Below are 24050 nucleotides of genomic sequence, written 5' to 3'. Positions count from 1 at the left end.
GGACTTCAACCATCAGGTGCTCCCGATCCCCTGCAAGAGTTTTTCCATTACCCGGTCCACGGTAAAACTTGCCGCTTTCTGACGTGGAGGGAATTCTTTAAATGTTTCCAGAAAGTCTCCTACCACACCCTGAGCAGGCACCAGCAAGAAGGCATGGTCGAGAAGCCAGTCGTAGTAAGTATTAGAGGTCTGGTCCGCCCTTTCATACGGGTCTGTACGCAGGTTGAATATTTTTGGTACACGCAGAGGGACAAAAGGTTCAGCCCAGATAAGGAGCGTACCGGCAGCACGCTGTTCCAAAAAGACCATTTTCCAGTTGTCGTACCGTAGAGCTACCATGTCTCCGTCGTCAGAGAAGTAAAAGAACTCGTTCCGGGGAGATTTTTCCTCCTTTCCGGTCAGGTAAGGAAGCAGGTTATAACCGTCAAGATGCACCTTGAAAGTTTTGTCTCCTGCTTTGTGGCCTTTTTTAAGCTTCTCTTTAACATCCGGTTCACCTGCTGCTGCAAGCAAAGTGGGCAGCCAGTCCAGGTGACTCACAATCTCGTTAGAAATTGTGCCTGCCGGGATCTTGCCAGGCCAGCGCATTACCTCCGGAACGCGGAAAGCTCCCTCCCAGCAGGAGTCTTTCTCGTTGCGGAACGGGGTCATAGCTGCATCGGGCCAGGAGTTCATATGTGGTCCGTTGTCCGTGCTGTAGATAACAATGGTATCGTCAGTAATGCCTATTTCATCCAGCAGGTCGAGAAGCACGCCTACCTGCCGATCATGCTCAATCATGGCATCATGGTACGCGGATTGCCAGCGCCCCGATTGTCCCCGTATCCTGTCCGGGATGTGAGTCCTGAAATGCATTTTTGTGGTGTTGAACCAGACAAAGAACGGTTTTTCCGCCTCATGCTGACGTTTGATAAAATCAATGGCTGCATCCAGAAATTCCTGGTCTACGTCTTCCATTCGTTTTTTGGTCAACGGGCCGGTATCCTCGATGCGGCCGTCGGCATAGCTGTGGATTACACCCCTGGGGCCATAGTTCTTCCGGAAATTAGGGAAGTCTTTTTCAGGTGGGTAATCGCGTTTTTCAGGTTCCTCTTCAGCATTAAGGTGATAGAGATTGCCAAAGAACTCATCAAAACCATGGTTGGTGGGCAGAAACTCGTCCCGGTCCCCGAGATGGTTCTTCCCAAACTGGCCAGTCGCATAACCCAGTGGTTTCAGCAGTTCGGCAACTGTAGGGTCTTCAGGCTGAAGTCCCACCTTGGCTCCGGGCATGCCCACTTTGCTCAGTCCGGTACGGAAGGCACTCTGTCCTGTGATAAACGAAGCTCTTCCGGCAGTACAGCTCTGCTCCCCGTAAGAGTCGGTAAACCTCATTCCTTCATCAGCAATCCTATCGATATTCGGTGTTCTGTATCCCATCAGCCCGTCGCTGTAGCAGCTGAGGTTGCTGATTCCTATGTCATCTCCCCAGATGACCAGTATATTTGGTTTCTTTTCTGCCATTCTTAACCCCCTGTGATTATTGCTCGTTTGATTGGTTGCTTGATTGGTTTTTTGATTGGTTTATTATCTCAGATCCTCACTTTTAAGCAGTTTTCCGATGCCGATGTAGCAAAACAGGATTTTTTTCCCTTCTCTACTCCCCTCTGTTCTTTTCAAAACCGCACAACATATCAAGACTGAGGCTGAAGCCTGTGTTTTACCCGGTTTCGGTCCTTCCTTTCAGTTTCTTTATTCCTTCGGCCGTGACAGCGTTTAAACTTGAGCCCGCTGCCGCAGGGACATGGGTCGTTTCTCCCGGCCTTTGCAAAAGCCTCTTCCAGAGCCAGAACCCGCATCACCTCCGCTGCCGGGTAGCCTCTGCGTATCAGGCCTGCAAGGATCTGCATAGGAAAGTCGATGTGCCGGAAGAAAGCTTTCCAGCCCTCACAGAGGTAGTTCAGGCCGGGTTCCCCGGGAGGAGTGGTAAGGAAGCGGTTTTTAGGACATTCCCCCCGGCAGGCAAAGAGTATCTCGCATTCCCGGCATACCCCCGGGAGAGTGTCGCGTTTGTCCTGCCCGAACCTGTGCTGCTTTTCCGAGAAGGCAAGTTCTGCTATTTCCTTTTCCATGATATTGCCCAGCAGGTAGTCAGGCTCCACAAAATGATCGCAGGAGTAGAGGTCTCCGTTGTGTTCCAGGGCAAGCCCCATCCCGCATGTTTCCTCAAAAACGCACATGCCTGAAGATAGCCCCAGCCATCGGCGTGCAGAAGCCTCAAAGGTCTGGACGAAGACCCTGCCCACATCCTTTCTCACCCACTCATCGAAAATGCGGCCCAGGAAATTTCCGAACTGATCGGGCTGTACTGAGCGTTCCGAGACCCTGTCCCCTTTCTGGTAAAGGGTACGTCCCTCTTCATTGATTCGTTCTACAACCGGAATAAACTGAATCCAGTCTGTTCCTGCTTCATCCCTGAGGAAACGGTAGACTTCCAGCGGATAATCGGCATTGACCCTGTTTACTGTTGTCAGGACATTATATTCCACGCCGTGCTTTTGAAGGAGGCGCAGCCCTTTCATGACCCTATCGAAACTCCCTTCCCCTTTTTTGTCCACCCGGTAGGCGTCATGCAGTTCTCGCGGACCGTCGATGCTGATCCCGATGAGAAAATTGTTTTCCTTAAAGAAGCGGCACCATTCGTCGTCCAGTAGCGTGCCGTTGGTCTGCATCGTATTTTCGAAAGCCATACCCGGTTTTTTGTACTTTTCCTGTAACTCGACGGCACGCCGGTAAAAGTCGATTCCCATCAGGGTAGGCTCACCCCCTTGCCAGGCAACGGTTACCTGCGGGCTGCGGTGATGGGCTGTGATGAGCTGCCGGATGTAGTTCTCCAGCACTTCGTCTGACATGCGGAACCTGCTGCCCGGATACAGCAGTTCTTTGTCCAGAAAGAAGCAGTAGGAACAGGCCAGGTTGCAGATAGCTCCTGTTGGTTTGGCCAGCACATGGATTCTGGGAGGTAGATAGTTTTGTCTCATCAGTATTTCCTTCTGAATCGGAATGACCGGGCTCAATATGCAGTGTGCTCCCGGTAAAGCCGTCCCGAATCTTTATCCGCAACGATTCCCGATTTGGCCTTTACCGTCTTGCCAGAGCCATGCGTATCTCTGCCTCACGGTCTTCGATCCGTTCGCGCTGACGTCAACTGCTACGCGAGAGACGGTGCCTGTAAAAGCAAAGGGAGGCTTGTAAATCTCGATGGTGGGAGACCCGGTGTCCTTGCCGAGGTAAGCCCTTCGCCTGGCTCGATCAAGAGAGGGATAGTTACAGGTATTTCTATCTGTCCTCCCACTTGCTTTGGAATTTTACAGTTAACGTATCCAAATAAAAATGGGAAGGGAAATTGACTTTCACTTCTCTCCCTTCACCCACCCTGTTCAAGGATGGTCTTTCTTGCCTTACAGCCAATTTCCGGGAATAGGTGTTTTCCCGGAGAGGCGTTTTTCTATCAAATTTTAGCGTGCCACGGCTACTTCTTCTTCGCCAAAGGCAGCCCGCAGCTTGTCTTCTTCTTCCTTGGACAGATTGGTAGCAATAATTTCAAACTTAAACTGCTTCATGGCATCTGCAACCTTATCCTCCACCATGTCACTGGTCATCAGAAAGAGAGCTGAGGTGCCTTCGGTTACTTTACTGCGGACAGACCTTATGAAATCTTCATCAATACCAACATGGGACATGGAACCGGCAAGAGCACCTATTGCGGCTCCAGCCACAAGGCCAAGTATAGGAATAAAAAAGATCAGCCCAAATAGCATGCCCCAGAATGCGCCGCTCAGTGCGCCTACCCCGGCCATGCTGGTTAACTGTTTCGTTTTTGGCTTCTTTTTTCCCTCAGGCCATGTAACTATGGCTGCATCATGCAGGGTAATCAGCTGTTTTTTGCTTAAATTTTCTACCGCCTCAAGAGCCTGTTCAGCCCCATCAGCGGTTTCGAACTTCAGAACTGTTAAAGTTGCTATAATTCAAACCTCCTTTTATGCGACATATTTGCTGGTTATTATGTTTTCACGTCAGTTATAGAGGAGAAAGCATCATCTCCACTATCGTTTTGTAAATCTTGAAAAAGCCGGGTTAATCTCGTCTTTATCTCTGGCTACACACTTTCTGCTGTCTCAACATGCAGCACAGCATAGTAGCCGGGAAGAGACTTACTTAAATCCCTCAAGCTTTTTGCAGCGGGGGTCAGGGAATAGCCAGTCTGTTACAGGAAAGCCCCTGGTATTATTTTCTTCATGCAGTGTGATCTTGCATATTTCGCATGCACTGATATCTTTCCATAGACTTCGCTGTCCAGAGTAGGCGAATCAATTAAAATTGTTTTTTGAATACCGGCGATTTCAACCTGAATGCTGAGATCTGTCAAATGTCTCTTTCATTACGAAAACCGCTTGCAGGCATCTACAGGTTAATTTCCGTACTGTCAACCCCCAATTGAATCTTCGAGATTTCCCCCAGGCTCGGTGTTCAATAATTTACTTTATATAATCGTTCTTTTATATATATTATTTTATGCATGTTGATTAACTTTATTGGGTCTGCTGAAAAGGATTACTCTTTTAAATTGAAGATGTTCTACTCTTTCTGCTAATCTTATTTTCCTTTTTAATTCTCGTCCTTTCTGGAAATTGTTAACTCAGTTCCCTGGTCAGCAAAATGAATAATGATATCAGAAGAAGGCATTGCTATATTTGCATTTATCAGGGCTTTATAAATTGCCGCATTCAGTCGGTCTTCTGAAACCCTTGTCTCCACGTAATCCCCTATCCGGTATCTGGCTTTGAACCTCATTCCTGACCCTGTGAACTCGAGTAAGAGGACCTGTATAGGATTTTCGTGCATGATCCGGTCTATTTCTTCTGCCTTTTCCCCTATCTCTCCTCCTATAAACATCAGCTGTATGCGGTCTGCCAGAACCTGCATCGAAGAGTCGATGTGCCGGAAGAAAGCTTTCCAGCCTTTACGGAGGTAGTTCGGACCGGGTTCCCGGCTCGAATTTGAGCTTTAAGATTCGGATAATTATCCGGGCCTGATTCGGGCTGCGTAAGGTCTGCCTGTATTTTCTGCCATTTGATATTCTCCTGTTGTCCCGTATCAGGACTTCCGGTCCTCCGCAAAAACTCCCTCCTCCCGTAAGCGGTGCACTGTTTGTACCACGACTGCAGTCAGCGGTACGGCCAGTATCATGGCCATGATCCCTCCTACGATACCGGCTGCGATCGTTACGAGGAAAACGACCAGCGGGTGTAGTTCGAGAGTTGTTCCCAGGACCCACGAATTTATGGCATTCTGCAGCGCCCCGTTGGATATGGTCACAGCCGCCGCGACAATCAGCGCCGTTTGCGCTCCCCCTGAACCAAAGGCGATAATCACGGCAAAGGCCCCGCCAATGAAGGCTCCTATGTAGGGGATAAATGAAGTAAAAAAGTACAGGACTAAAATTGAGCCCACCAGGGGCACCTTGAGGATGACCAGGGGAACGAGCACCACGACTGCCGTAATAGCTGCAGTGATTGCAGTACCCCGGAAATAGAGGCGTATGGAGCGGCTGGTATCGGCGACGATAGCCGTACCGGTCTCGGGTTTTAAGTTGAACTGTCGGGCCAGCCAGACCTCCATTTCAGGCCCGTCCCGCAGGATGAAAAAGAGGATGAACACACTGAAATAGGCTCCGATCAGGAATGCTGCGGCACTCGAAAACGTGCTGCTGAGAAGCCCTATGATGCCCTGGCCGAGTGCAGGCAGGGCATTGTGAGCTGTGGCGCTGATCGACTCCAGGGTCTCCTTCTCTACCTCGAACTGCAGCAACCAGGCCTGCAAGCTGCTCCATCCGGCATTGAGCTGGCTTACGATCTCGGCTCCCTGGTCAATGAAACCTCTGACCAGGATCAGAAACAGGATGGCAGCACCCAGAAATATAAGAAACATTGTCAGCACCGTGCCGGTATTGCGCTGAACATGCCGCCGTTCCAGCATGTCTACCAGCGGCCTGAAAACAATTCCTATCACCACCGCAACGAGTAGCGGGACGATGATACCGCTCACCGTCGCAATGATGCTCAGTATGGTGCTGGCAGCGAGCAAGATTCCCAGAAAGAGCCAGCTCATAATGCCTGCTCGACGCAGCCAGTACGGTGCGCTTCTGGAAAATTCGCTTTGAGAACCTTTGTCCGTGATGATTTCTCCCCCCTGCAAAAGAACTGGCAGTCCTCTGGTTGCTTTCCTGTTCTCTATTTGGTCTTTGCTACCTCGTCAGAGTCGTATATATGGCGGTTTAATGACTAGTTAAGCTGATTATTGCCGGGCCATGACCATCCGCATCCCAACTTCCTTATCCTCGATCAGTTCGCCGCTCACATCCACGGTCACACTGTAGATTTTGCCCGTGAATTTAAAGGGAGGCTTATAGTCGGGCGTAACCGGAGCTCCGGGGGCCGAACCGCAGGTAACACCGCTCGTTAGTCCAAGCATAAGCGGGGTCGTTACCGGAACCTCAGCCTGCCCGACCAGATTCCCGTCTATATAGAGCTGAGCCCTTCCAGGTGCGCCTTTTCCGCTGGCAACATCCGGCTCCCCGGTCACTTCAAACTCGAAACGGAGTTGATGCCGGCCCTCAGGCACCTTTTCACCGGATTCGACATGATAAAGAGCCCGAGCTACGTAGTTGTGTACCCAATGCAGCTTTCCGCCTTTCATATAGAACGAATAGCCGGCGTCAATACCCCCATGGGCAAGCAGGATCCCTTCAGCGCCTCCGGCAGGGATTTCCACATCGGCTGTGATGCTATGCGGGCGGTTGAGCACATTAACTGCTGCATTTGCTGGAATCGCCTGGGTTCCGGGATAATAAGTGTAACGCGTTCGATCCACTGCTATCTGCGGCCGCTCATCAGCAAGGCGCAGCACTCCCCTGGCATCGATAGGCAACACATTATATTTCCCTGCCTCTGCATACCAGGTAGCAATCATCTCGATCAACTTCGGCCGGTTTTCTGCAGCCACATTCTCGTTTTCTGTCCAATCCTTCTGAATATTGTAAAGTTCCCAGCCGGTTGCATCCAGCTCGGTTAACTTCTCTGCCGAAATCGGTTCTCCGAAGGGCTTTCCTGCTTCAGCGAACGAAGGGCCCGGCCACGGACATACTGCACGCCAGCCGTCGTGATAGAGGGAGCGGTGTCCCATCATCTCGAAGTACTGGGTATGGTGTCTGGAAGAAGCATTTGCATTCCCCAGGGTGTGTGCAAAACTTACACCTTCAATAGGCGATTGGGTTACCCCTTTAATAACCGTCGGGGTCTCGATTCCCAGGCATTCCAGAACCGTAGGGACCATATCGATAGCATGGGCGTACTGGGTGCGGACCTCGCTTCTGGCTCTGATCCCCCCTGGCCAGTGGACGATAAAGGGGTCGCTGATCCCTCCGCGATATGTCTCACGTTTCCAGCGGCGGAAGGGTGTATTTCCTGCCCAGGTCCAGCCCCAGGCATAGTGGTTGAAGGTCTCCGGGCCTCCCAGTTTATCCAGAAGGGCAAGGTTCTCCTCGAGTGATTCAGGCACGTTGTTGAAAAACAGGTTCTCGTTGACCGAGCCTGTAGGACCGCCTTCGGAACTTGCACCGTTGTCGGAAATCACCATGATCAGGGTGTTTTCGAATTCTCCGATGTCTTTCAGGAACTGCAGCAGCCTTCCAATATGGTAGTCGGTGTGCTCAAGGAACCCGGCAAAGACCTCCATCATACGGGCATAGAGTTTTTGCTCTTCAGGCGAGCATTCTTTCCAGGGCCTGACATCCGGGTCATGGCGGGAGAGTTTTGCGTCTTTCGGGACGATCCCCAGTTCTTTCTGCCGGGCGAATGTTTTCTCCCGGTAAGCTTCCCAGCCGTCATCGAATTTGCCTTTATATTTATCGGCCCATTCTTTAGGAACATGATGAGGAGCATGCATGGCTCCGGGACAGAAATACATGAAAAAAGGCTTGTTCGGAGCTATCTGTTTGGCATCGGCAACGAACTGGATAGCCCTGTCTGCCAGGTCCTCATTCAGGGTGTACCCTTCTTCGGGAGTTCCGGGAGGGTGTACGGGGTGGTTGTCGTAAACCAGTTCAGGATAATACTGGTGGGTTTCCCCTCCTAAAAAGCCGTAAAAGCGCTCGAACCCTCTTCCTAAAGGCCAGCGGTCATAAGGCCCTGCTGCCGAGATCTGGTCTGCAGGTGTCAGGTGCCATTTGCAGACGGCATAGGTATTGTAACCATGTTCCAGAAGCATCTCCGACAAAAAACCGTTCTCAAAAGGTATGTACCCGTTGTAGCCGGGATAGCCTGTCGAACCTTCGGTAATGCAGGCCATGTTATTCGAATGGTGGTTTCGTCCGGTCAGGATGCAGGTACGGGTAGGTGAGCAGAGCGCCGTTGTGTGCATATTGTTGTACAAAAGTCCTCCCTCTGCCAGGCTGTCCAGATTGGGTGTTTCGATAGGGCTCCCGTAGCAGCCGAGCTGTCCAAAGCCTGTGTCGTCCAGCACGATAAACAGAACATTTGGGGAGTCTTCTTTAGCTCTCCGGGGTTCCGGCCAGGCCGATTCGGACTGGTCAGCCGTCCGGCCTATGACCCCGGGGAAGGTGGTTCCGGGTTTGTATTCTTTTAATGGCATTTCTCCTCCTATCAGTGTAAGTATTTTCTGAAAAATACACAAAAATAAAAATACACAAAAATAAAAATGCTCAAAAAGAAAAATGGGGAAAGGAACCGACTTATTGCTCCTCTCCCCAAATTTCTTTTATTCAAGAATCTTTTATTCAAGAATCGCTATTTTTACTTTTCCGGCAATTTCCGAAAATATTTTACATTCCCGGAAAGACGGGGTTCCAGGCAAAACTCAGTGTGCTGGAGCTGCTGCTTCTTCTTCGGCAAACACTTCGCGCAGTTTGTCTTCTTCTTCCTTTGACAGGTTAGAAGCAATAAGTTCAAACTTCAGTCCCTTGAAGGCTTCGGCTACCTTATCCTGAACGGCATCGCTGGTAAGCAAAAAGAGAGCAGAGGTACCTTCTGTAACTTTACTGCGGACAGACTTGATGAAATCATCACTGATCCCCACGTCGGCAAAGGAAGCGGACAGCGCACCGATAGCTGCCCCGATTACCATCCCGAAGATCGGGACCAGGAAGATCAGGCCGAACAGCATGCCCCAGAATGCACCGCTCAGTGCGCCTACTCCGGTCATGCTGGTTAACTGTTTCGTTTTTGGCTTCTTTTTGCCCATAGGCCAGGAAACGATTGCTGCGTCCTGCAGGGTGATCAGCTGCTTCTTGCTCAAATTCTCTACCACTCCAAGTGCATGTTCTGCACCGCCAGCAGTATCAAATTTTAAAACGGTTAGAGTTGCTATATTCATGACCTCCTTTTATTTCAGATATTTTTCCGGTTCTTGTTTTTTGATGTAAACCTGTGTTTTAATGTCAGTACGCCAGAGAGGTGAAACTGTCATCTCCGCTACCGTTTTGTAAATCTTGAAATAGCCGGGGTAACATGTCTTCTTCTGCGACTTACACATTTTCTGCTGCTTCAGCAGCATAGTGGCCGAGAAGTCCTGCTCAAAGCTCACAAACCGTTTTGTGCCGGGGTCAAGGTAGTATAACTTCTGACAGGTAAATCCACAGTATACTTTTTTTCACCTGTCATTCCCATGTGTGTTTACACAGATATTGATATCCTGGCATAGCCAGAGCTATTCAGAGCGAGATGAATCCCATTTGAATGTCTTTCTGACTATTATCGGTTTGAACCTGAAGGCTTGAAATTCGTCAGGTGTTTTTTTATTATTCCTGAAAACTGCCATCCAGGCATCTACCGTAAATTTTGATATTGTTAACCCCAGAGGAACCTTCGAGACCACTTCCCCCAAGCTCGATGTTCACTAATTCGCTTTATATAATTCTTCTTTTATACATATTATCCTATGCATGTTGATTTATTTTATTTGGTTTACCGAAATGGATTGTTCCTTTCTGTTGAAAAATTGCGATGTAATTGCAACAATCCACCGCCTCCTTCTTGCTGAGGCGCTTATATCTATTATTATGAATTAAAAAGGAGCCTCGTGGGGTGAAGCAAAGTATTCTCTCAGCGTCTGGGGATTTTTTCCAGTTTATCGTTTATCCTGATTGGAGTATCGTTTTTCGGGTGCTTTTTATCCGGCTGGCAGTCCGGTACAGGCCACATGCGGGTCAGGGAAAGAAAACGGAAAGCTTCCGGCTCCGGCCACCGGACTGTCCTGCAACAGAAGTTTTCAGGTAAAAACAGTTCGGTTAACGAGAATAAAGAAAAAATTAGTAACTTTGGAAAAAATAAGTAATTTTTCGCTTTTTTGTTTCTTGCTATTTAAAGATAGAAAAATGTAAATCCTATCTTCTCCACTTTTTTATAATAATTTCGGATTTTTATTATGGCTTCGGATTTTAATTATGACTTCGGATTTTAATTATGACTTCGGACAGTTCAGAAATCCTGTAAACTGCAGGCGAACTATCTTCTTTTTAGAGGGGTTATCCCTCTCCAGATTATTTCCCAGGTTTCTTTTGTTTCCTGGCAGCGTTTCAGACCGCAGGTGCTGCATGAGATTTTTGTTCTTCCTCAGCGAATTTAACGGCTTCTGCCAGTTCCTCGCCTACCAAAGCCAGCAGCTCGGGGGTGAGCATGCCCTGAGAAACCAGTACTCCACCCTCATCTTTAATCGCCTGCTTGAGGTCTTTTGCCCAGAGGTGTTCGATGATAAGGATAGCAGCGGCTGTGCCTTCCGGAATCGCATCGGTAACCTCCATAATATCTTCCTCGGTGATTCCGTAGTTTTCCTGGGCTGCTGCCAGGGCTCCTTCCTCAATGCCTCTCCTGGCTCCCTCCTCACCTCCGGCTCCAAAGCCGAGGAGTCCGCCTACTACTGCCCCGAAACGCATTCTCTCCTTTTCGTCCAGCTGTGTAGCTTCCATAAACTTGGTGCTTCCATTTTCGTCTTTCCATACGAACAGCAGGTCGATGAGCCTGATAATTCCTTCTTCCATTACGGACTCAAGTTCACGCCGGATCTTGCCGTGGAATTCCGGATTATCGAATACTACTACTAAGAGCTGCATAGGTCCATACATTACTTCAGCCATTTGTTTTCCCCCTGTTGAAGTTTTCTTTCTTTCTCTTTTTCTTCCTCTGCTTCCCTGCCTTCCGTTTACCTTTCCGTTTCCCCGTACCCTATCATAAGGGAAGGGCTATCCAGATAAGCCGGGAAGCTCCTCACATTTCCGACGGCTATCTTACCTTTCCCATATCTGGAATTTTTCACTCGAAAAACAGTTTCAGCAGTATTGGCAATTCGATATATAAAATCCAGTTTATATAAAATTGAGCATATATAAAAATGCACATAAGATCAAAAAATGCCGGAAATAGGAATAAAGAAGAGCAAGTCAAATAAAAGGAATTTAAAAGAGAAAAGTGTAAGGAAAAACCTTCACTCTGAAATTTATTTCTCCTTCCCGTAGAGGCAGATGACTGCAAGGAGTCCTGGAAAACCAAGAACAACCCCGAATCCAGAAGCCTCTTCTCTTTTTTCAGTTTCGTTAGCCGGAGTTATCTCGGCTGTAGTTTCTTCCCCGGTTGTTTCTTCAGGAGTCTCAGTTACATTCTCTTCTGGAGTTTCGGTCTACAGGACCGGCTAACCTTCAGGGTTCTTTTTCAGGTCCGGTAGAATGGGAAAGTTGAACGTGCAGCGGCATTCCTCCGGCTTGCCGTTACAAGATTGCGATTTCTGGGAATACGTGTGTTGTTTCCAAAAGGTCAGCTTGCGGAACTGCTGCTTTTTACCCCTATAATCAAAGAGCAGGCAGTTCAGAAAGTCACCTTCGGTTCATACTCTTTTCCAGAATGAATATGGCTAGTGTGCCTCAGGACAGTATGTCCAAAGTAACGGCTGTTTCACTGTTCCGGAGGCTTTTCAACTTCTCCGGCTGCAAAGGTCGCAATCTCCTTCGAAAGCTCATCTCCCACAGTTAGCGTCACCACATTGGCGTTGTAACTGCTCATGCTGTTGATGACCTTTTCGCTGTAGATATTTTCGAGCAAGAGCAGGAGAGCCGAGCTGTCGGGCTTCAGGGCATTCCCGAGTTCTTCTAAGTTACCTTTCTTGATCGGGCGCCCGAGGTATTTCCCGGCAACGCCACCTACCACAGCTCCGCCCACGACCCAGGCCAGCACGCCTGCAGGACCCCCTATGAGAGCCAGAATTCCGCCGCCAACCGCTCCGATTGCTGCACCGAGAACCCCCCTGCCTGGCTCGTGGATGTGGACCTTTCCCTTTTCGTCATGTTCGACTACTGCCTGGGCAACTATTTCATAGTTGTCCAGTATGCCTTTAGACTTTACTTCCTTGAGGATTTCCTCTGCTTTCTTCTGTCCGTCAAAGGAAAGCGCCACAATATCATAAACTTTTGATGCGTCTTCTTTTCCCATTATATTATTCCCCACTCGTTTAGAAGTCTGAACATATAGTCCAGGCGGATTATATATATTATTCCTTTAATAAATACTATTCTACGATTAGATATCTCTTCATATATGCTTGCCTTCGCAAAACGTTGCTTTTGCTTTGAAGGCCCTGTCTCTTTTGAACAAAAAGGAGGTTTTTAGAGGAGAGATATAAAGTGGAAAGCAAAAGCTCTATAAAACGAACATGAAATTCTTCGATTAACAGGAGCAAAAAATGAAAGTACTTGAAGGCACTTTCATGCTAAATAAATAGAGTTCGGCAGTCGCTTGTTTCCGGGCCATGGGTCCGGAACTGTACCCAGGGATACGGTGCGGGGTTTTGAGATCTCAGGATTCATTTTTGCCTTCGTTTTCCCCTCTCTTAACTCTAGTCCCACTTGATTCCATCAGTTTAGCCATCCACCGTGTTTCCTCGGAACTTTCCAGAATTATCTTTACAACTATTGTAAGGGGCACGGCAATCAGCGCACCTGCAGCACCCAGTATGAAGGACCAGTAAAACAAAGAAAGAAATACGATAGTCGGAGATAATTTGAGACCTTTTCCTGCAATAGACGGGAAGAGGACATTCTCTACGAGCGCATTGATAATAGTGACGCCGACCAGGACCCCCAGTGCCCCTATAGCCCCGTATTTGAACAGGGCAAGGAGCATAGGTGGAATAGTGGCCAAATAAAAGCCAAGGTAAGGAATATAACCGAAAAGAAAGAACAGGAGTCCCCATAGGAGAGCAAAATCTATACCTCCGAGAAGGAGAAGTATGGCTGTTCCAATGCCTCCGAGCAAGTTTGTTTCAGTCCTCAGGAGCATGTAATTTATGACATTTCTGCTCAATTTGGTAAAATGCGAAAGATGGGCCTGTTGTTCTCCAACTTCTTTTTGTACCCTATCTGGCACACTTGCAGCATCCAGAAGTAAAAACGTTGTTGTGATAACGATGAGCACAATTGTTGACCCGGCACTTAGGGCTCCTGTAATAATTTCCCCCGACACATTGAAAGCAAATGCTGCAAGATTGCGCAGGACCGATTCCACGGAAAATCCAATTCTAGGCAAATATGTTGAAATACTGTTCACAATACTCTGAACCTGAATTTCGTAGTCCGGAATCTGGTTACTGAGCTGGAATAAAGAGTTTGCAAACAGAATCGCGGTTCCAACAATAATAAAAATGAAAAAAATGATCACCAGAAAAACGCTAACCATCCCCGGAACTCCTTTCCTCATGAACCAGCGAACAAGAGGGGCAAAGATCAAAAATGAAAAAAGAGAGAAAAAAACCGGCACCAGTACAGTCGAAATCGCCTTCATACCAAGTGTAAGGAGAATTGCAGCTGTGCTGTAAATCAGAACTTTGGCTGGTGTTGAAAGAGTATTTGCATTCATATTTACATCCCCCAATCTTTCTTACCCAAATTTTTCCTTTACTGCCGACTTTCGTTTTTTAATTTTTACAGGTCAACTTTCCTGTCTTGTTTTCTAATTTTCACGCACTTAGTTAAATTAAAAAGCAGTAACTTAACATCCTGGCTTTTCAGCTGCCTTTAAATGAAGAAATAAAGTAAAGATCCAACCTCAACCATTTTTTTAATTATGTATTGTGCTGTTGAACGGACACAATATAAGTATGAGATCCGGAATACATATAAATTAACATATATAATATCAGGATTAAGACTTAACTTTCAGGGCGAAAAAGGGGGATTTAATCGGCCCTTTTATCAGCTCAGGCGGCTCCAGAGCTCCTTCTCATCCGTTTGGTTTTTCCATTTTTCTTCTCCTGCTCTTCGCTCTACCCCTTCTTCATCATCTTCTGCTGGGTTCATCAATCTACTCAACTACTTCGTCTCCTCAAAATTGTCAGGGATGATTTTTTAAACCATGGCAAAGGGTGTTGAAAGCAGTTCTCCTGCGGCTTCAGGTACATAACCCGATAAAGAGAGATACGAATACAACAGTCGGAGATAATTTCGGACCCCTTCCTGCCATCAAGGGGAAGACAACGTCTTCTGTAAGTGTATTGATGACTGAAATCACTATGATTTTAATATGGACGGGCAATCATTCAGACTGTTGCCGCCGACTTCGGACCCGATTTCTTCTCTGCGGCTTTGATCACTTCTAACAGTTCTTCTCCGGTTGCAGCCAGCAGTTCGGGGGTGAGCATACCCTGGGAGATCAGAATACCTCCTGCGCCACGAATTGCGTTTTTCAGGTTCTTTGCCCAGAGATGTTCAACAACAAGAATAGCTGCGGCGGTGCTTTCCGGAATAGCGCCGGTTATTTCCAGAATATCTTCTTCGGTGATTCCGCAGTTCTCCCGGGCTGCTGCACTGGCACCTTCTTCAACGCCTTTCTTTGCTCCCTCTCCACTGGCGGCTTCATTCCCCGTGAGTCCTTCTATGACGTCAATTAAATGCATTCTTTCCTCTTCGTCGAGCTGTGTAGTCTTAAAAGAAGCAACATTTCCTTTCTCATCCTTCCCTACGAACAGCAGGCCAATGAGTCTGATCATTCCTTTTTCCATGACTGATTCAAGTTCCTTGCGGATCTTGCCGTGAAAGTCTGGATTGTCGAATACGATAACTAAGAGCTGCACTGGCCCAAGCGTTAATTCATTCATTTACCTATTCCCCCTATCCGGAATTCTACTTCCGCTGTCCCTTTTCTATGGATCTGCATTTCCCATGTGCCAGGTGTGCGGTCAATGAGATCTTTGCACATTTCCGATATTCTCTCAATCCTATCCGGAAATTCGCACCCAAAAAACAGCTGCAGTGATAGCAACTTAAATGACATATAATTTTTAAAATATATATAAATTAACACATATAATATTAAAATTAAGATTTTATTACAGCAGAAGAAAAAAGAATTTTACTGTCCCTATTCGCGGATTTGCCGATTCAAAAGTACTTTTTATTCCATGCTTTTCATCTCGCGTTTTTTCTCCCCTTTCTTCTTCCCTTTCTTCTCTTTCGTTCTTCCTTCTTCTCTTTCTTTTCCCTCTTCTTCTCTTTCTTTTCCCCCTTCTTCTCCTCTTTCTCCTTCCCTTTCTTCTCCTCTTTCTCCTTCCCTTTCTTCTCTTTCTTTTCCCCCTTCTTCTCCTCTTTCTCCTTCCCTTTCTTCTCCTCTTTCTCCTTCCCTTTCTTCTCTTTCTTTTCCCCTTTCTTCTTCCCTTCTTTTAATCCCCTTTGTTTCTAATTTTTTTCTCACTTCTCTATTATTGTATATCCCCCTGCATCTTCAGGGTCCATCAAACTGCCCAGTTATTTATAGCCTCAAACCTCGCACTTATAATCTTCAAAAATATTGTTATCTTGTATCAGGAGCCGGCAATTGGCACAACTGTACTGTAAGTAAGAAATAGTAAGTTCAGGATTTCTCTTGTCCAGGTTCCATGAATTTTACCATCCAGCTCATATCCTCGGAACGTTCCATGAGCATTTTCACGACCATTGTAAGAGGTACGGCTATAAGTGCTCCCGAGGGACCCAGTACATAGGTCCAGTAAATGAGAGACAAAAATACAGTTGATGGAGACAATTTCAGGCTTTTTCCCGCGAGGGATGGAAAAAGGATGTTTTCTACAAGTGCATTAATGAGCCATATACTGGCAAAAACGGCAAATGCCCCTGTAATTCCGTATTTGAACAGTCCTAAGAGCGTGGGTGGAAAAGCTGCAAGAAAAAATCCCAGATAAGGAACATAGCCGAAAAGAAATGTCAGGATACCCCAGAGAATTGCAAAATCTATACCTTCCAGATAGAGAATTATGGCGGTTCCGATGCCTCCAATGAGATTGATAGCGGTTCTTATAAGGATAAAGTCTACCAGTATGCTGCCAAATTGTTAGTTCGTGACAACAGGAGAGGATGCTTTTTAGCTTCCTTACGAACTTTACCCGGAGGAACTGCAATATCAAGCAGTAAAAATGTTGTTGTTATAACAATAAGTCCTGCTGTTGTCCCGGCATTTAAAATCGCTGTAAGGATTCCAGTTGTCAGGCTGAAAACGAAATTCGTCATACTTCGCAGTATCTCTTGCAGGGATAGCCCGACAGAGGGGAAATATTCTATAAGTTTTTCAAGATCTTTTGTCAATCCGACGTCAGAGTCCGGGTTCCAGTTGCTCAACTGGAATAAAAATTGTGTAACCAGGAGCCCTGTAGCAATAAAAGCGAGAATAAGTAAAAGAATTACAAGCCCGACACTAATTACTCCCGGAACTCCTTTTTTCTGGAGCCAGTAGATGAGAGGAGCCAGGATTAAAAAGGCAAAAACTGAGAAGAAAATCGGTACAAGTATAGCTGCTATCTCCCTCATCCCGATTGTCAGGATAACTGCAGCGATGCTGTAGCGCAAAATTTCGGGTGAGACTGAGTTCCTCATGTTCTTATCCGTGTTCATTTTTACATCTCCACGAAGTTCCTTTAGAGCCCTTTTGATCCATTTTTAAACCCATAGCCTATCATCCGTCCCCGTCCTGTTTCTCACACCGGATTCTCTCCTGGCATCTTTTTTGCACATCTCCAGTAGCGGCAATCCTTTACGTACGGGCATTTCCTTCACTTCCCTTCGTTCCGGCGTATTGCCCGGAAGTGAAGCTACTATCCGTGAATAACAGTCACCTTCAGGGCCTGCGGAAATCCCGTGGGTAAAAATACTTATGAGGATTATGCTAGTCCCGATAATTATGTCATCATCTGCCTTTTGCGTCATCAGCTGCCTTTTGCGTCATCAGCTGCTTTTTTCCTCCCCCTTCACCTTGCAAGGTCCCGTAAAGTTTTTCCATGTTCCTGAAAGGTTTCTATTGACGCTTCAGCCCGCTTGCCCAGCTCTCCCCCTATAAACATCAACAGGATGAAACCTGCCAGTGCCACTACCATAATCATGACCATCACGTCCGGGTCTGTGAAATTAAGCGCGGAAATCGCCAGAGCTGCCGAAAGGTTGCGCTGGGCTGTCCCGAGGGCAAGTACCCTCTTTGTAGCTCCTGCGGATCCTCCGAGGAAATAGCCGACGACAAACGAAATAAGCAGGAAAATTACTGCCGCAATAATCGCGATACTGCCGATAACGCCTATAAGGTCGGAGATGTAGACCACAAAAAAAGCCAAGAAAAGGACAAGCAGGGAAAGGTTGCTCGCCTGAGTCATCAGGGGCGGGAGTCCGCTGGCAACTTCCTCGTACCTGGCCCGGACGGACAGGGCAAGTGCCAGGGGAAAGAGCATCAGCAAAATGAGGGATCTTGCTATGTCCAGGGAGTCTATTGTAACCCCTGAGAGGAAAAGCGGCAGGGCTATCGGGACGTAAAAAATGGTTACCACCATCAAGAGCACCATAAGCCCTACTGAAAAAGCAGTGTCCCCTTTTGCCACCTGTGTGAGCTTCGGCAGGAAAGGAGCCCCTGCGGAAGTACCGAGAAGGAACAGGCCGATTGCAAGCCCTCCGGAGAGCGGAAAGATTAACAGAACCCCGAGAGCGAACAGCGGGACCAGTATGAAATTGGCTGCCAGTGAAGGATTGCCAGCCTCCCGTCACTCAACGGGGTAAGTATCTGTTGCACTGTCAGGGAAAAACCCATTCCAAACATGCTGGTAAGCACGAAGACCAGTATGGCAAGGACACCTACAGTCTCAAGGAAATTCGAAAAAGAGGTGGTTTCAACCATTCTTCCCCCCTTCTTCCCCCTTTATTCTAAACTTCTAACCTCAGCCGTGTACCATCTGATCGAGTCCTACCGTAATTGCCAGGATTAGGGCAGCATCCTGTCCGGGGGATACCTCCACTCCATAGGTATCTCTTATCCGGAACCATTTTTTGGAGACTTCTGCAACCTTTTCCCTTCCGGACTCGACATTATATTCGTGATCCAGGATATTTCCCTGGACATCCATTTCGGGCCCATTTGCGACTTCAACCTTAAATCGGTCGCGCAAAGGTGTGATCAGGGCTTGTTTGATCGTGGCAACTGTTCTTCCCTCTCCGTCCAGGATGTCCAGCGTATCCCTTACCCTGAGCAGCTTCTCCTTGAGTTTGTACAGTTCATGCCCCTGAACATCCTTGATTATCAGGGTGTCGCGAATACGGAGGGCTTTTCCGTCAACATAGAATGCCCTCTCCCCAGCCTCATTTTCGATCCAGTAATCATCCCCTATGGAAACGAGTTTTTCGTGCATTTTGTAGCGTTGTGCGCTTTCTGCTCTATGACCCCTGAGGCCGCCCATGATCCTTCCCATTAAAAATCACTCCCTTTGTTTATTGTATTCCAGTTTCGTCCCTTGCAGGTATTCTGTTTATCCCGGTATGGAATAGGGAAGGATAATCCCGGTCAGCTTTACAGCCCGGGAAACTATAGTAACACTCGAACCTTCTCCCCATTATGGTCTAAACTGGTGAATCCTCGAATATTTCCAGGCTCACCCCCCCTTTGAGTGCATAAATATATAGTACAATATATTCAAATTAGTTTATAATTTTAGTAGCAATGCATGGGCTTTTTTTCCGCTCGCATATTCGCTTTTTTCTGCTCACATGGCTTTCCTGTAAATTTCAATCACCTCTTCTTTTGAGAGTTCTCTTGGGTTTGTAAGGTGGCAGACGTCCTGCATGGCATTTTCCGCCAGCAGCTCGAGGTCTTCTTCCCTGGCTCCGAGCTCTTTCAGACCCGAGGGGATTCCAATGTCAGCTGCAAGCCTTTTGATGGCAGCTATGGCTTTGTCTGCGGCTTCTTCCGGGCTCAGGCCCTCAACTTTTTCTCCCATTGCCTTTGCAATATCGGCAAACCGTTCGGGACAGACTTCTTTGTTGTACATTTCCACATAGGGGAGGAGAATTGCGTTGCAGACGCCGTGCGGGAGGTCATATAATCCGCCGAGCTGGTGGGCCATGGAGTGCACATAGCCAAGGCTAGCGTTATTGAAAGCAACACCTGCAAGATATTCGGCATGGGCCATCATGTCCCTTATCCTCACATCTCCCCCGTGGGCAACAGCTTCGGGCAGGTATTTTGAGATAAGCTCGATTGCCTTGATAGCCGCCGCATCGGTGGTCGGAGTAGCCATGGTGGAAACATAAGCTTCAACTGCATGGGTAAGGGCGTCCATTCCGGTTGCAGCCGTAAGTGCCGGTGGCATACTTACCATCAGTTCGGGGTCGTTAACTGCTACATCAGGTGTGATGCGGGGATCAACGATTGCCATTTTGATGTGTCTTTTCGTGTCCGTAATAATTGTAAAACTCGTCATCTCACTTGCGGTGCCGGCAGTCGTGTTTACCGTGATAAGCGGAGGAACCCCCTTCGTAACCTTTCCGATGCCTTCGTAGTCGTTAATCTCCCCTCCGTTTTTAGCTACGATGCCAATAGCTTTTGCACAGTCCATCGGGCTTCCCCCTCCGACAGCAACGATCAGGTCACAGTTCTCATTTTCGTATATTATTGCCCCTTCCATAACCGAACTGTCTGTCGGATTCGGATCCGCTCCCGGAAAGATTGCTACTTTCAGCCCGGCGGCTTCAAGGATTTTCCGGATATCTCCTGCAAGCTCTTCTCCATGCCTGCTCCTTCCTGAAACGATCAGGGCTTTAGTACCCCCAAGCTCTTTTGCATGCTTGCCGATTTCTTTTACACAACCAGCCCCCATAAGGGCTACTTTCGGGTTCAGATAGGTATATGTCATGCTTCTCAACTCCTTTTAGCAACAACTTCGTTTAACAACAGCTTCGTTTAACAACAGTTTTCAAATCCCCCTAAATTTACTAAAAGTAAAATATTAATTGAAAAGGTTTCTTTTCAGGCAGCTAATAAAGTTTTGCATCGGAACAGGGTTTCTGAAAGCAACACTAGAAGTGCATAGGCAAAAGAAAAAAAGCTTTTTCAACTCATACTATCCGTACTTTCTAGAATTATTAATCATAAGGAATATTTATTCTACTTGTTTTATATATTTCACTATAATCTATATATATATTGACCGGTAATCGGAATTCGAACTTATTAATCAAAAATAAGGATGGGTGACCTGAACAGTTCTAAATCATATTGTAGATGGTAAGAACCAACAATATGGTAAGAACCAACAATATGGTAAGAACCAACAATATGGTAAGAATCAGTATTTTTGAAACTGACAGGTGTGTTCAAAATGCATTCAATTTGTTTTTAAAAGCTTATTAATTCGTAAATTTGCCGCATTCTCCGGACATCCATATACTCAGGTTTGTGAGTTTTAAAACATCAATCGGGCGATGGGGACAACCCGGATTATTGTTTTGCTTTCTTCGCCCGAATCAGTATTAAAATACAGATGAAAGAAAATCAGGAGGACAATATCCATGAATCAGGCAATAGATTCGCTCGAACCAGCTACCAGGACATTTGTAGAAAAAATAAACCGGGAAGGCGGAACGCCAATCTACAAACTCTCACCAAAAGACGCCCGTAAGGTTCTTTCCGATTTGCAAGCTGCTAAGGTGGCAAAATTAACTGCGGACATAGAGGATCTAACCATTCCGGTAGGGCCCGAGGGACAGGTTTCTATCAGGATAATAAGACCAGCAGGAAATAAAGAAATCTTACCGGTAGTCATGTACTTTCACGGTGCCGGCTGGGTCCTGGGGGGCAAAGATACGCATGACCGACTTGTCAGGGAAATCGCTGACGGAGTCAATGCCGCGGTTGTATTTGTCAATTTTACGCTGTCTCCGGAGGCAAAATATCCAGTACAAATCGAAGAGGCATATGCTGCGACAAAATATATTGCAGAGAACGGGAAAGAACTCAACCTGGATACTTCAAGGCTCGCGATTGCCGGCGACAGTGTAGGCGGAAATATGGCGGCAGCCGTTTCACTCCTGGCAAAGGAACGAGGCGGCCCAAAAATTGTTTATCAGGTACTCTTTTATCCTGTAACAGATGCAAATTTTGATACCCCGTCGTATCAGAAGTATGCGACCGACATCTGGCTTACCCGTGAAGCGATGAAGTGGTTCTGGGATAATTATTTGCCCGACAAGGAAGCGCGCAGGCAGCCGACCGCATCCCCATTACAGGCCTCGGTCGACCAGCTGAGGGGACAGCCACCGGCTCTCATTATCACCGATGAAAATGATGTACTCCGCGACGAAGGCGAGGCATATGCCCGTAAGCTGATGCAGGCCGGAGTTGACGTCGTAACCGTTAGATACCTGGGGACCATACACGATTTCGTGATGCTGAACGCCCTCGCGGGCACACCTGCAGCCTGCAGCGCAATCGGCCTGGCAAATGAAAATCTCAGGAACATTTTTTCCAGATCGTAATTCCGTAAAACCATAAAAAGGAAAAGGAAGTTATTGAGAAGAAAACTCCAGGTAAGAAGAACCAGGTTACATCCGACATGCAAAAATTTGACTTTGAATTTACGGTAAATTGCGATACTGTAGGGGACCCGGCCAGGATTTTCCAAACGTACAGCTATTTAATAAATAAACCCCAATAAATATACATGAGTGGGGTCAGACTTGGAGCAGATTTTCTTTCAACATACGAAGAAGGAACAAAAAGAGAATGGGTTATAGGCAACGGGCTTGGAGGATATGCTTCCTCTACGGTCATAGGGGCAGGAACCAGGACTTACCATGGCCTGCTTGTAGCAGCTCCGGAGAATTTTCCGGGAAGACTTTTGCTGCTTTCTTCCCTTGATGAGGAGATCTCAATCGACAAAGAAGTATATAAACTTGCGACCCACAAATATCCGGACAATATCTCTCCTGAGGGCTTCAATTACCTTTCCGAATTCATTCGTAGCCCATTTCCCCTCTGGGTTTACCAGGCCGGGGATTTTACCTTAAAGAAAAAAGTCTTCATGGTTCATGGCAGTAACACAACTTATGTCATCTATGATATAATTTCCAGAAAAGAGGGAGCTTTGCTAAAAATTTTCCCTCTGGTCAGCTCAAGAGATTTCAACCTCACTGCTCGTTCCGGGTATCTTTCCTTCTATCAGAAAGCCGGTCCTGCGGGAGTGGAACTGGCAAGCTCCAATGGTTTTACTTTCTCACTTTCATCAAACCTCCGGTATCACCCTGATCCCATATGGTACTTTAACCTGGAGTATGACTCTGAGAAGAAACGGGGACTTAACTTTCAGGAGGATATCTTCAATCCGGGTTATTTTGAAAGTAAACTCGAACCGGGGATTTCCCGCTTTTTTATCGCTGCCTCAACAAAAGATATTTCTTCTCTTACTCTCGGGCAAGTTGACAAACTCTATGTAAGGGAAGCAAATCGGCAGAATCTTCTTATTCTCGATTCGAAGCTTCTCGAGTCTTTCGCCCTTAAGCTTCTCAAGGCAACCGACTCTTTTGTGGTTAAAAACCACACTACAGGTGAAAATACGGTTATTGCGGGATATCACTGGTACTCTGACTGGGGAAGGGACTCCATGATTTCTCTGCCCGGCTTGCTTTTAATTCCTTATCGTTTTGAGGAGGCAAGGTCCGCTCTCAACAATTTCGCCCGGTACTGTCGAAGAGGTCTGATCCCCAATACTTTCCCGGCTTTCGGAGGAGATCCTATTTACAATACAGTGGATGCTTCTCTCTGGTTTATTCATGCTCTGGATCGCTATTTCGCATATACGCAAGACTTCCTTTTCCTCTCGGATATCTGGGATACGGTGAGCAGCATTATAGACAACTATTGTGCAGGTACGGATTTTGCAATCGGCATGGATTCCGATTATCTTATCTGGCAGGGGCCTCAGCTAACCTGGATGGATGCCAAAGTAGGGGAATGGGCAGTAACTCCAAGAGCAGGTAAAGCCTGTGAGGTAAATGCTCTCTGGTATAACGCTCTGAAAACCGCTTCTTACATGGGTACGCTTCTTGGCGAAGATATCTCCTCATATGAGACTCTTGCAGCAGGCGTTGCTTCGAATTTTGAAAACACTTTCTGGAACCCGGAAACTAACTGTCTCTTTGACCTCATACATCAGGATGAAGCAGGAAATCAGGTTAAAGACCCTGCAATCCGTCCCAATCAAATCTTTGCTGTCTCGCTTCCCTATACCATGCTTTCTCCTGAGAAAGAAAAAGCAATTGTAGACAGAGTTGAAAAAGATCTTCTGACACCCTTCGGGCTCAAAACTCTCTCAAGTGATCATCCCCTGTATAAAGGACAGTATCGTGGAGACGCTCTTACCAGAGATACGGCTTATCACAACGGGACAGTCTGGCCCTGGCTCCTCGGAGCCTATGTAAAAGCTTACCTGAAAGTCAATAATTCTTCGAACAGCAGTCTTGAGGAAATGCGTGTTCTTCTTGAAGGCTTTGATGCGCACCTTGAAGCTGCAGGTATTGGCACGATTTCCGAAGTGTTCGATGGGGACTCCCCTCACGCTCCCGGTGGTTCTATCGCCCAGGCCTGGAGCGTTGCAGAGATTCTCAGGGCATATGTGGAGGATGTACTCGGGATCAAACCTTGAAAGAGGAATTA

Annotated in this window: 24 protein-coding genes; 4 read left to right on the top strand and 20 right to left on the bottom strand. The window is 47.1% G+C overall.

Annotated features, from left to right (window positions below):
• Window positions 1-12 precede the first annotated feature (12 nt).
• From ACSAZL_RS07515 to ACSAZL_RS07490, 6 genes are all read right to left on the bottom strand, one after another.
• Window positions 13-1503: an arylsulfatase gene (locus ACSAZL_RS07515; protein ID WP_440948078.1), complete on the bottom strand. Its 1491-nt coding sequence runs from the start codon at window positions 1501-1503 to the stop codon at window positions 13-15.
• Window positions 1504-1673: 170 nt separating this feature from the next.
• A complete protein-coding gene (locus ACSAZL_RS07510) occupies window positions 1674-3020 on the bottom strand; it encodes an anaerobic sulfatase maturase (protein WP_440948077.1) in 1347 nt (448 codons plus the stop codon).
• Window positions 3021-3497: 477 nt separating this feature from the next.
• The gene (locus ACSAZL_RS07505) at window positions 3498-3839 is read right to left on the bottom strand and encodes a DUF1269 domain-containing protein (protein ID WP_440948076.1); all 342 of its coding nucleotides are present in this window, start codon (window positions 3837-3839) and stop codon (window positions 3498-3500) included.
• Window positions 3840-4647: 808 nt separating this feature from the next.
• On the bottom strand, window positions 4648-4965 hold the full coding sequence (locus tag ACSAZL_RS07500) for a hypothetical protein (RefSeq protein ID WP_440948075.1): 318 nt from the start codon (window positions 4963-4965) through the stop codon (window positions 4648-4650).
• The gene (locus ACSAZL_RS07495; RefSeq protein WP_440948074.1) at window positions 4935-5159 is read right to left on the bottom strand and encodes a hypothetical protein; all 225 of its coding nucleotides are present in this window, start codon (window positions 5157-5159) and stop codon (window positions 4935-4937) included. Before ACSAZL_RS07495 ends, ACSAZL_RS07500 begins: the two co-directional genes overlap by 31 nt.
• Complete coding sequence (locus ACSAZL_RS07490; RefSeq protein ID WP_440948800.1) at window positions 5137-6087, bottom strand: AI-2E family transporter; 951 nt, start codon at window positions 6085-6087, stop codon at window positions 5137-5139. The genes ACSAZL_RS07495 and ACSAZL_RS07490 overlap by 23 nt, the downstream gene beginning before the upstream one ends.
• Between ACSAZL_RS07490 and ACSAZL_RS07485 the strand changes: the two genes are divergently transcribed.
• The gene (locus tag ACSAZL_RS07485) at window positions 6017-6202 is read left to right on the top strand and encodes a hypothetical protein (RefSeq protein ID WP_440948959.1); all 186 of its coding nucleotides are present in this window, start codon (window positions 6017-6019) and stop codon (window positions 6200-6202) included. The genes ACSAZL_RS07490 and ACSAZL_RS07485 overlap by 71 nt on opposite strands.
• A 134-nt stretch (window positions 6203-6336) precedes the next feature.
• On the opposite strand, the gene ACSAZL_RS07480 is transcribed toward ACSAZL_RS07485, so the two are convergent.
• The 3 genes from ACSAZL_RS07480 to ACSAZL_RS07470 form a co-directional block, all read right to left on the bottom strand.
• Window positions 6337-8691, bottom strand: a complete 2355-nt coding sequence (locus ACSAZL_RS07480) for an arylsulfatase (RefSeq protein ID WP_440948073.1) — start codon at window positions 8689-8691, stop codon at window positions 6337-6339.
• Window positions 8692-8916: 225 nt separating this feature from the next.
• Window positions 8917-9432, bottom strand: a complete 516-nt coding sequence (locus tag ACSAZL_RS07475; RefSeq protein ID WP_440948072.1) for a DUF1269 domain-containing protein — start codon at window positions 9430-9432, stop codon at window positions 8917-8919.
• Window positions 9433-10633: 1201 nt separating this feature from the next.
• Window positions 10634-11191, bottom strand: coding sequence for a DUF1269 domain-containing protein (locus ACSAZL_RS07470; RefSeq protein WP_440948071.1), 558 nt, complete (start codon window positions 11189-11191; stop codon window positions 10634-10636).
• 384 nt (window positions 11192-11575) lie between these two features.
• Here ACSAZL_RS07470 and ACSAZL_RS07465 point away from each other — a divergent pair, with 384 nt between their 5' ends.
• A complete protein-coding gene (locus ACSAZL_RS07465; protein ID WP_440948070.1) occupies window positions 11576-11746 on the top strand; it encodes a hypothetical protein in 171 nt (56 codons plus the stop codon).
• 256 nt (window positions 11747-12002) lie between these two features.
• Here ACSAZL_RS07465 and ACSAZL_RS07460 read toward each other — a convergent pair whose 3' ends face one another.
• The 11 genes from ACSAZL_RS07460 to ACSAZL_RS07410 form a co-directional block, all read right to left on the bottom strand.
• Window positions 12003-12536: a DUF1269 domain-containing protein gene (locus ACSAZL_RS07460; protein WP_440948069.1), complete on the bottom strand. Its 534-nt coding sequence runs from the start codon at window positions 12534-12536 to the stop codon at window positions 12003-12005.
• Between the two features lie 363 nt (window positions 12537-12899).
• The gene (locus ACSAZL_RS07455) at window positions 12900-13958 is read right to left on the bottom strand and encodes an AI-2E family transporter (protein ID WP_440948068.1); all 1059 of its coding nucleotides are present in this window, start codon (window positions 13956-13958) and stop codon (window positions 12900-12902) included.
• Window positions 13959-14637: 679 nt separating this feature from the next.
• Entirely contained in the window at window positions 14638-15195 is a 558-nt protein-coding gene (locus ACSAZL_RS07450) for a DUF1269 domain-containing protein (RefSeq protein ID WP_440948067.1), read from the bottom strand.
• A gap of 296 nt (window positions 15196-15491) precedes the next feature.
• Window positions 15492-15788: a hypothetical protein gene (locus ACSAZL_RS07445; protein WP_440948066.1), complete on the bottom strand. Its 297-nt coding sequence runs from the start codon at window positions 15786-15788 to the stop codon at window positions 15492-15494.
• A 159-nt stretch (window positions 15789-15947) separates the two neighbouring features.
• Complete coding sequence (locus tag ACSAZL_RS07440) at window positions 15948-16349, bottom strand: AI-2E family transporter (protein WP_440948799.1); 402 nt, start codon at window positions 16347-16349, stop codon at window positions 15948-15950.
• A gap of 53 nt (window positions 16350-16402) precedes the next feature.
• Entirely contained in the window at window positions 16403-16981 is a 579-nt protein-coding gene (locus ACSAZL_RS07435; protein ID WP_440948065.1) for an AI-2E family transporter, read from the bottom strand.
• A 45-nt stretch (window positions 16982-17026) separates the two neighbouring features.
• On the bottom strand, window positions 17027-17293 hold the full coding sequence (locus tag ACSAZL_RS07430; RefSeq protein ID WP_440948064.1) for a hypothetical protein: 267 nt from the start codon (window positions 17291-17293) through the stop codon (window positions 17027-17029).
• A gap of 41 nt (window positions 17294-17334) precedes the next feature.
• Window positions 17335-17952 carry a bile acid:sodium symporter family protein gene (locus tag ACSAZL_RS07425; RefSeq protein WP_440948063.1) on the bottom strand — a complete coding sequence of 206 codons (618 nt, stop codon included), beginning with the start codon at window positions 17950-17952 and terminating at the stop codon, window positions 17335-17337.
• Between the two features lie 86 nt (window positions 17953-18038).
• Complete coding sequence (locus ACSAZL_RS07420) at window positions 18039-18245, bottom strand: hypothetical protein (protein WP_440948062.1); 207 nt, start codon at window positions 18243-18245, stop codon at window positions 18039-18041.
• 40 nt (window positions 18246-18285) lie between these two features.
• On the bottom strand, window positions 18286-18813 hold the full coding sequence (locus ACSAZL_RS07415) for an LURP-one-related/scramblase family protein (RefSeq protein WP_440948061.1): 528 nt from the start codon (window positions 18811-18813) through the stop codon (window positions 18286-18288).
• Between the two features lie 291 nt (window positions 18814-19104).
• Window positions 19105-20253, bottom strand: a complete 1149-nt coding sequence (locus ACSAZL_RS07410) for an iron-containing alcohol dehydrogenase (protein ID WP_440948060.1) — start codon at window positions 20251-20253, stop codon at window positions 19105-19107.
• A gap of 655 nt (window positions 20254-20908) precedes the next feature.
• Here ACSAZL_RS07410 and ACSAZL_RS07405 point away from each other — a divergent pair.
• Both ACSAZL_RS07405 and ACSAZL_RS07400 read left to right on the top strand, forming a co-directional pair.
• Window positions 20909-21874 carry an alpha/beta hydrolase gene (locus ACSAZL_RS07405; protein ID WP_440948059.1) on the top strand — a complete coding sequence of 322 codons (966 nt, stop codon included), beginning with the start codon at window positions 20909-20911 and terminating at the stop codon, window positions 21872-21874.
• 185 nt (window positions 21875-22059) lie between these two features.
• Window positions 22060-24039 carry an amylo-alpha-1,6-glucosidase gene (locus tag ACSAZL_RS07400; protein ID WP_440948058.1) on the top strand — a complete coding sequence of 660 codons (1980 nt, stop codon included), beginning with the start codon at window positions 22060-22062 and terminating at the stop codon, window positions 24037-24039.
• Window positions 24040-24050 lie beyond the last annotated feature (11 nt).

Origin of the sequence: Methanosarcina mangrovi (genome assembly GCF_052057765.1) — an archaeon.
Classification (GTDB): Archaea; Halobacteriota; Methanosarcinia; order Methanosarcinales; family Methanosarcinaceae; genus Methanosarcina.
The sequence above is the reverse complement of the archived record's forward strand: the minus strand, read 5'-3'. Positions and strand labels throughout refer to the sequence as shown.

Coding starts and splice junctions, on each gene's coding strand:
- ACSAZL_RS07410 (WP_440948060.1), bottom strand. CDS start 20,253: ATGACATATACCTATCTGAACCCGAAAGTAGCCCTTATGGGGGCTGGT.
- ACSAZL_RS07405 (WP_440948059.1), top strand. CDS start 20,909: ATGAATCAGGCAATAGATTCGCTCGAACCAGCTACCAGGACATTTGTA.
- ACSAZL_RS07475 (WP_440948072.1), bottom strand. CDS start 9,432: ATGAATATAGCAACTCTAACCGTTTTAAAATTTGATACTGCTGGCGGT.
- ACSAZL_RS07430 (WP_440948064.1), bottom strand. CDS start 17,293: ATGACGCAAAAGGCAGATGATGACATAATTATCGGGACTAGCATAATC.
- ACSAZL_RS07435 (WP_440948065.1), bottom strand. CDS start 16,981: ATGAACACGGATAAGAACATGAGGAACTCAGTCTCACCCGAAATTTTG.
- ACSAZL_RS07465 (WP_440948070.1), top strand. CDS start 11,576: ATGACTGCAAGGAGTCCTGGAAAACCAAGAACAACCCCGAATCCAGAA.
- ACSAZL_RS07415 (WP_440948061.1), bottom strand. CDS start 18,813: ATGGGAAGGATCATGGGCGGCCTCAGGGGTCATAGAGCAGAAAGCGCA.
- ACSAZL_RS07455 (WP_440948068.1), bottom strand. CDS start 13,958: ATGAATGCAAATACTCTTTCAACACCAGCCAAAGTTCTGATTTACAGC.
- ACSAZL_RS07420 (WP_440948062.1), bottom strand. CDS start 18,245: ATGGTTGAAACCACCTCTTTTTCGAATTTCCTTGAGACTGTAGGTGTC.
- ACSAZL_RS07485 (WP_440948959.1), top strand. CDS start 6,017: ATGTCTACCAGCGGCCTGAAAACAATTCCTATCACCACCGCAACGAGT.
- ACSAZL_RS07460 (WP_440948069.1), bottom strand. CDS start 12,536: ATGGGAAAAGAAGACGCATCAAAAGTTTATGATATTGTGGCGCTTTCC.
- ACSAZL_RS07470 (WP_440948071.1), bottom strand. CDS start 11,191: ATGGCTGAAGTAATGTATGGACCTATGCAGCTCTTAGTAGTAGTATTC.
- ACSAZL_RS07480 (WP_440948073.1), bottom strand. CDS start 8,691: ATGCCATTAAAAGAATACAAACCCGGAACCACCTTCCCCGGGGTCATA.
- ACSAZL_RS07510 (WP_440948077.1), bottom strand. CDS start 3,020: ATGAGACAAAACTATCTACCTCCCAGAATCCATGTGCTGGCCAAACCA.
- ACSAZL_RS07505 (WP_440948076.1), bottom strand. CDS start 3,839: ATGGCCGGGGTAGGCGCACTGAGCGGCGCATTCTGGGGCATGCTATTT.
- ACSAZL_RS07500 (WP_440948075.1), bottom strand. CDS start 4,965: ATGCAGGTTCTGGCAGACCGCATACAGCTGATGTTTATAGGAGGAGAG.
- ACSAZL_RS07515 (WP_440948078.1), bottom strand. CDS start 1,503: ATGGCAGAAAAGAAACCAAATATACTGGTCATCTGGGGAGATGACATA.
- ACSAZL_RS07450 (WP_440948067.1), bottom strand. CDS start 15,195: ATGAATGAATTAACGCTTGGGCCAGTGCAGCTCTTAGTTATCGTATTC.
- ACSAZL_RS07400 (WP_440948058.1), top strand. CDS start 22,060: ATGAGTGGGGTCAGACTTGGAGCAGATTTTCTTTCAACATACGAAGAA.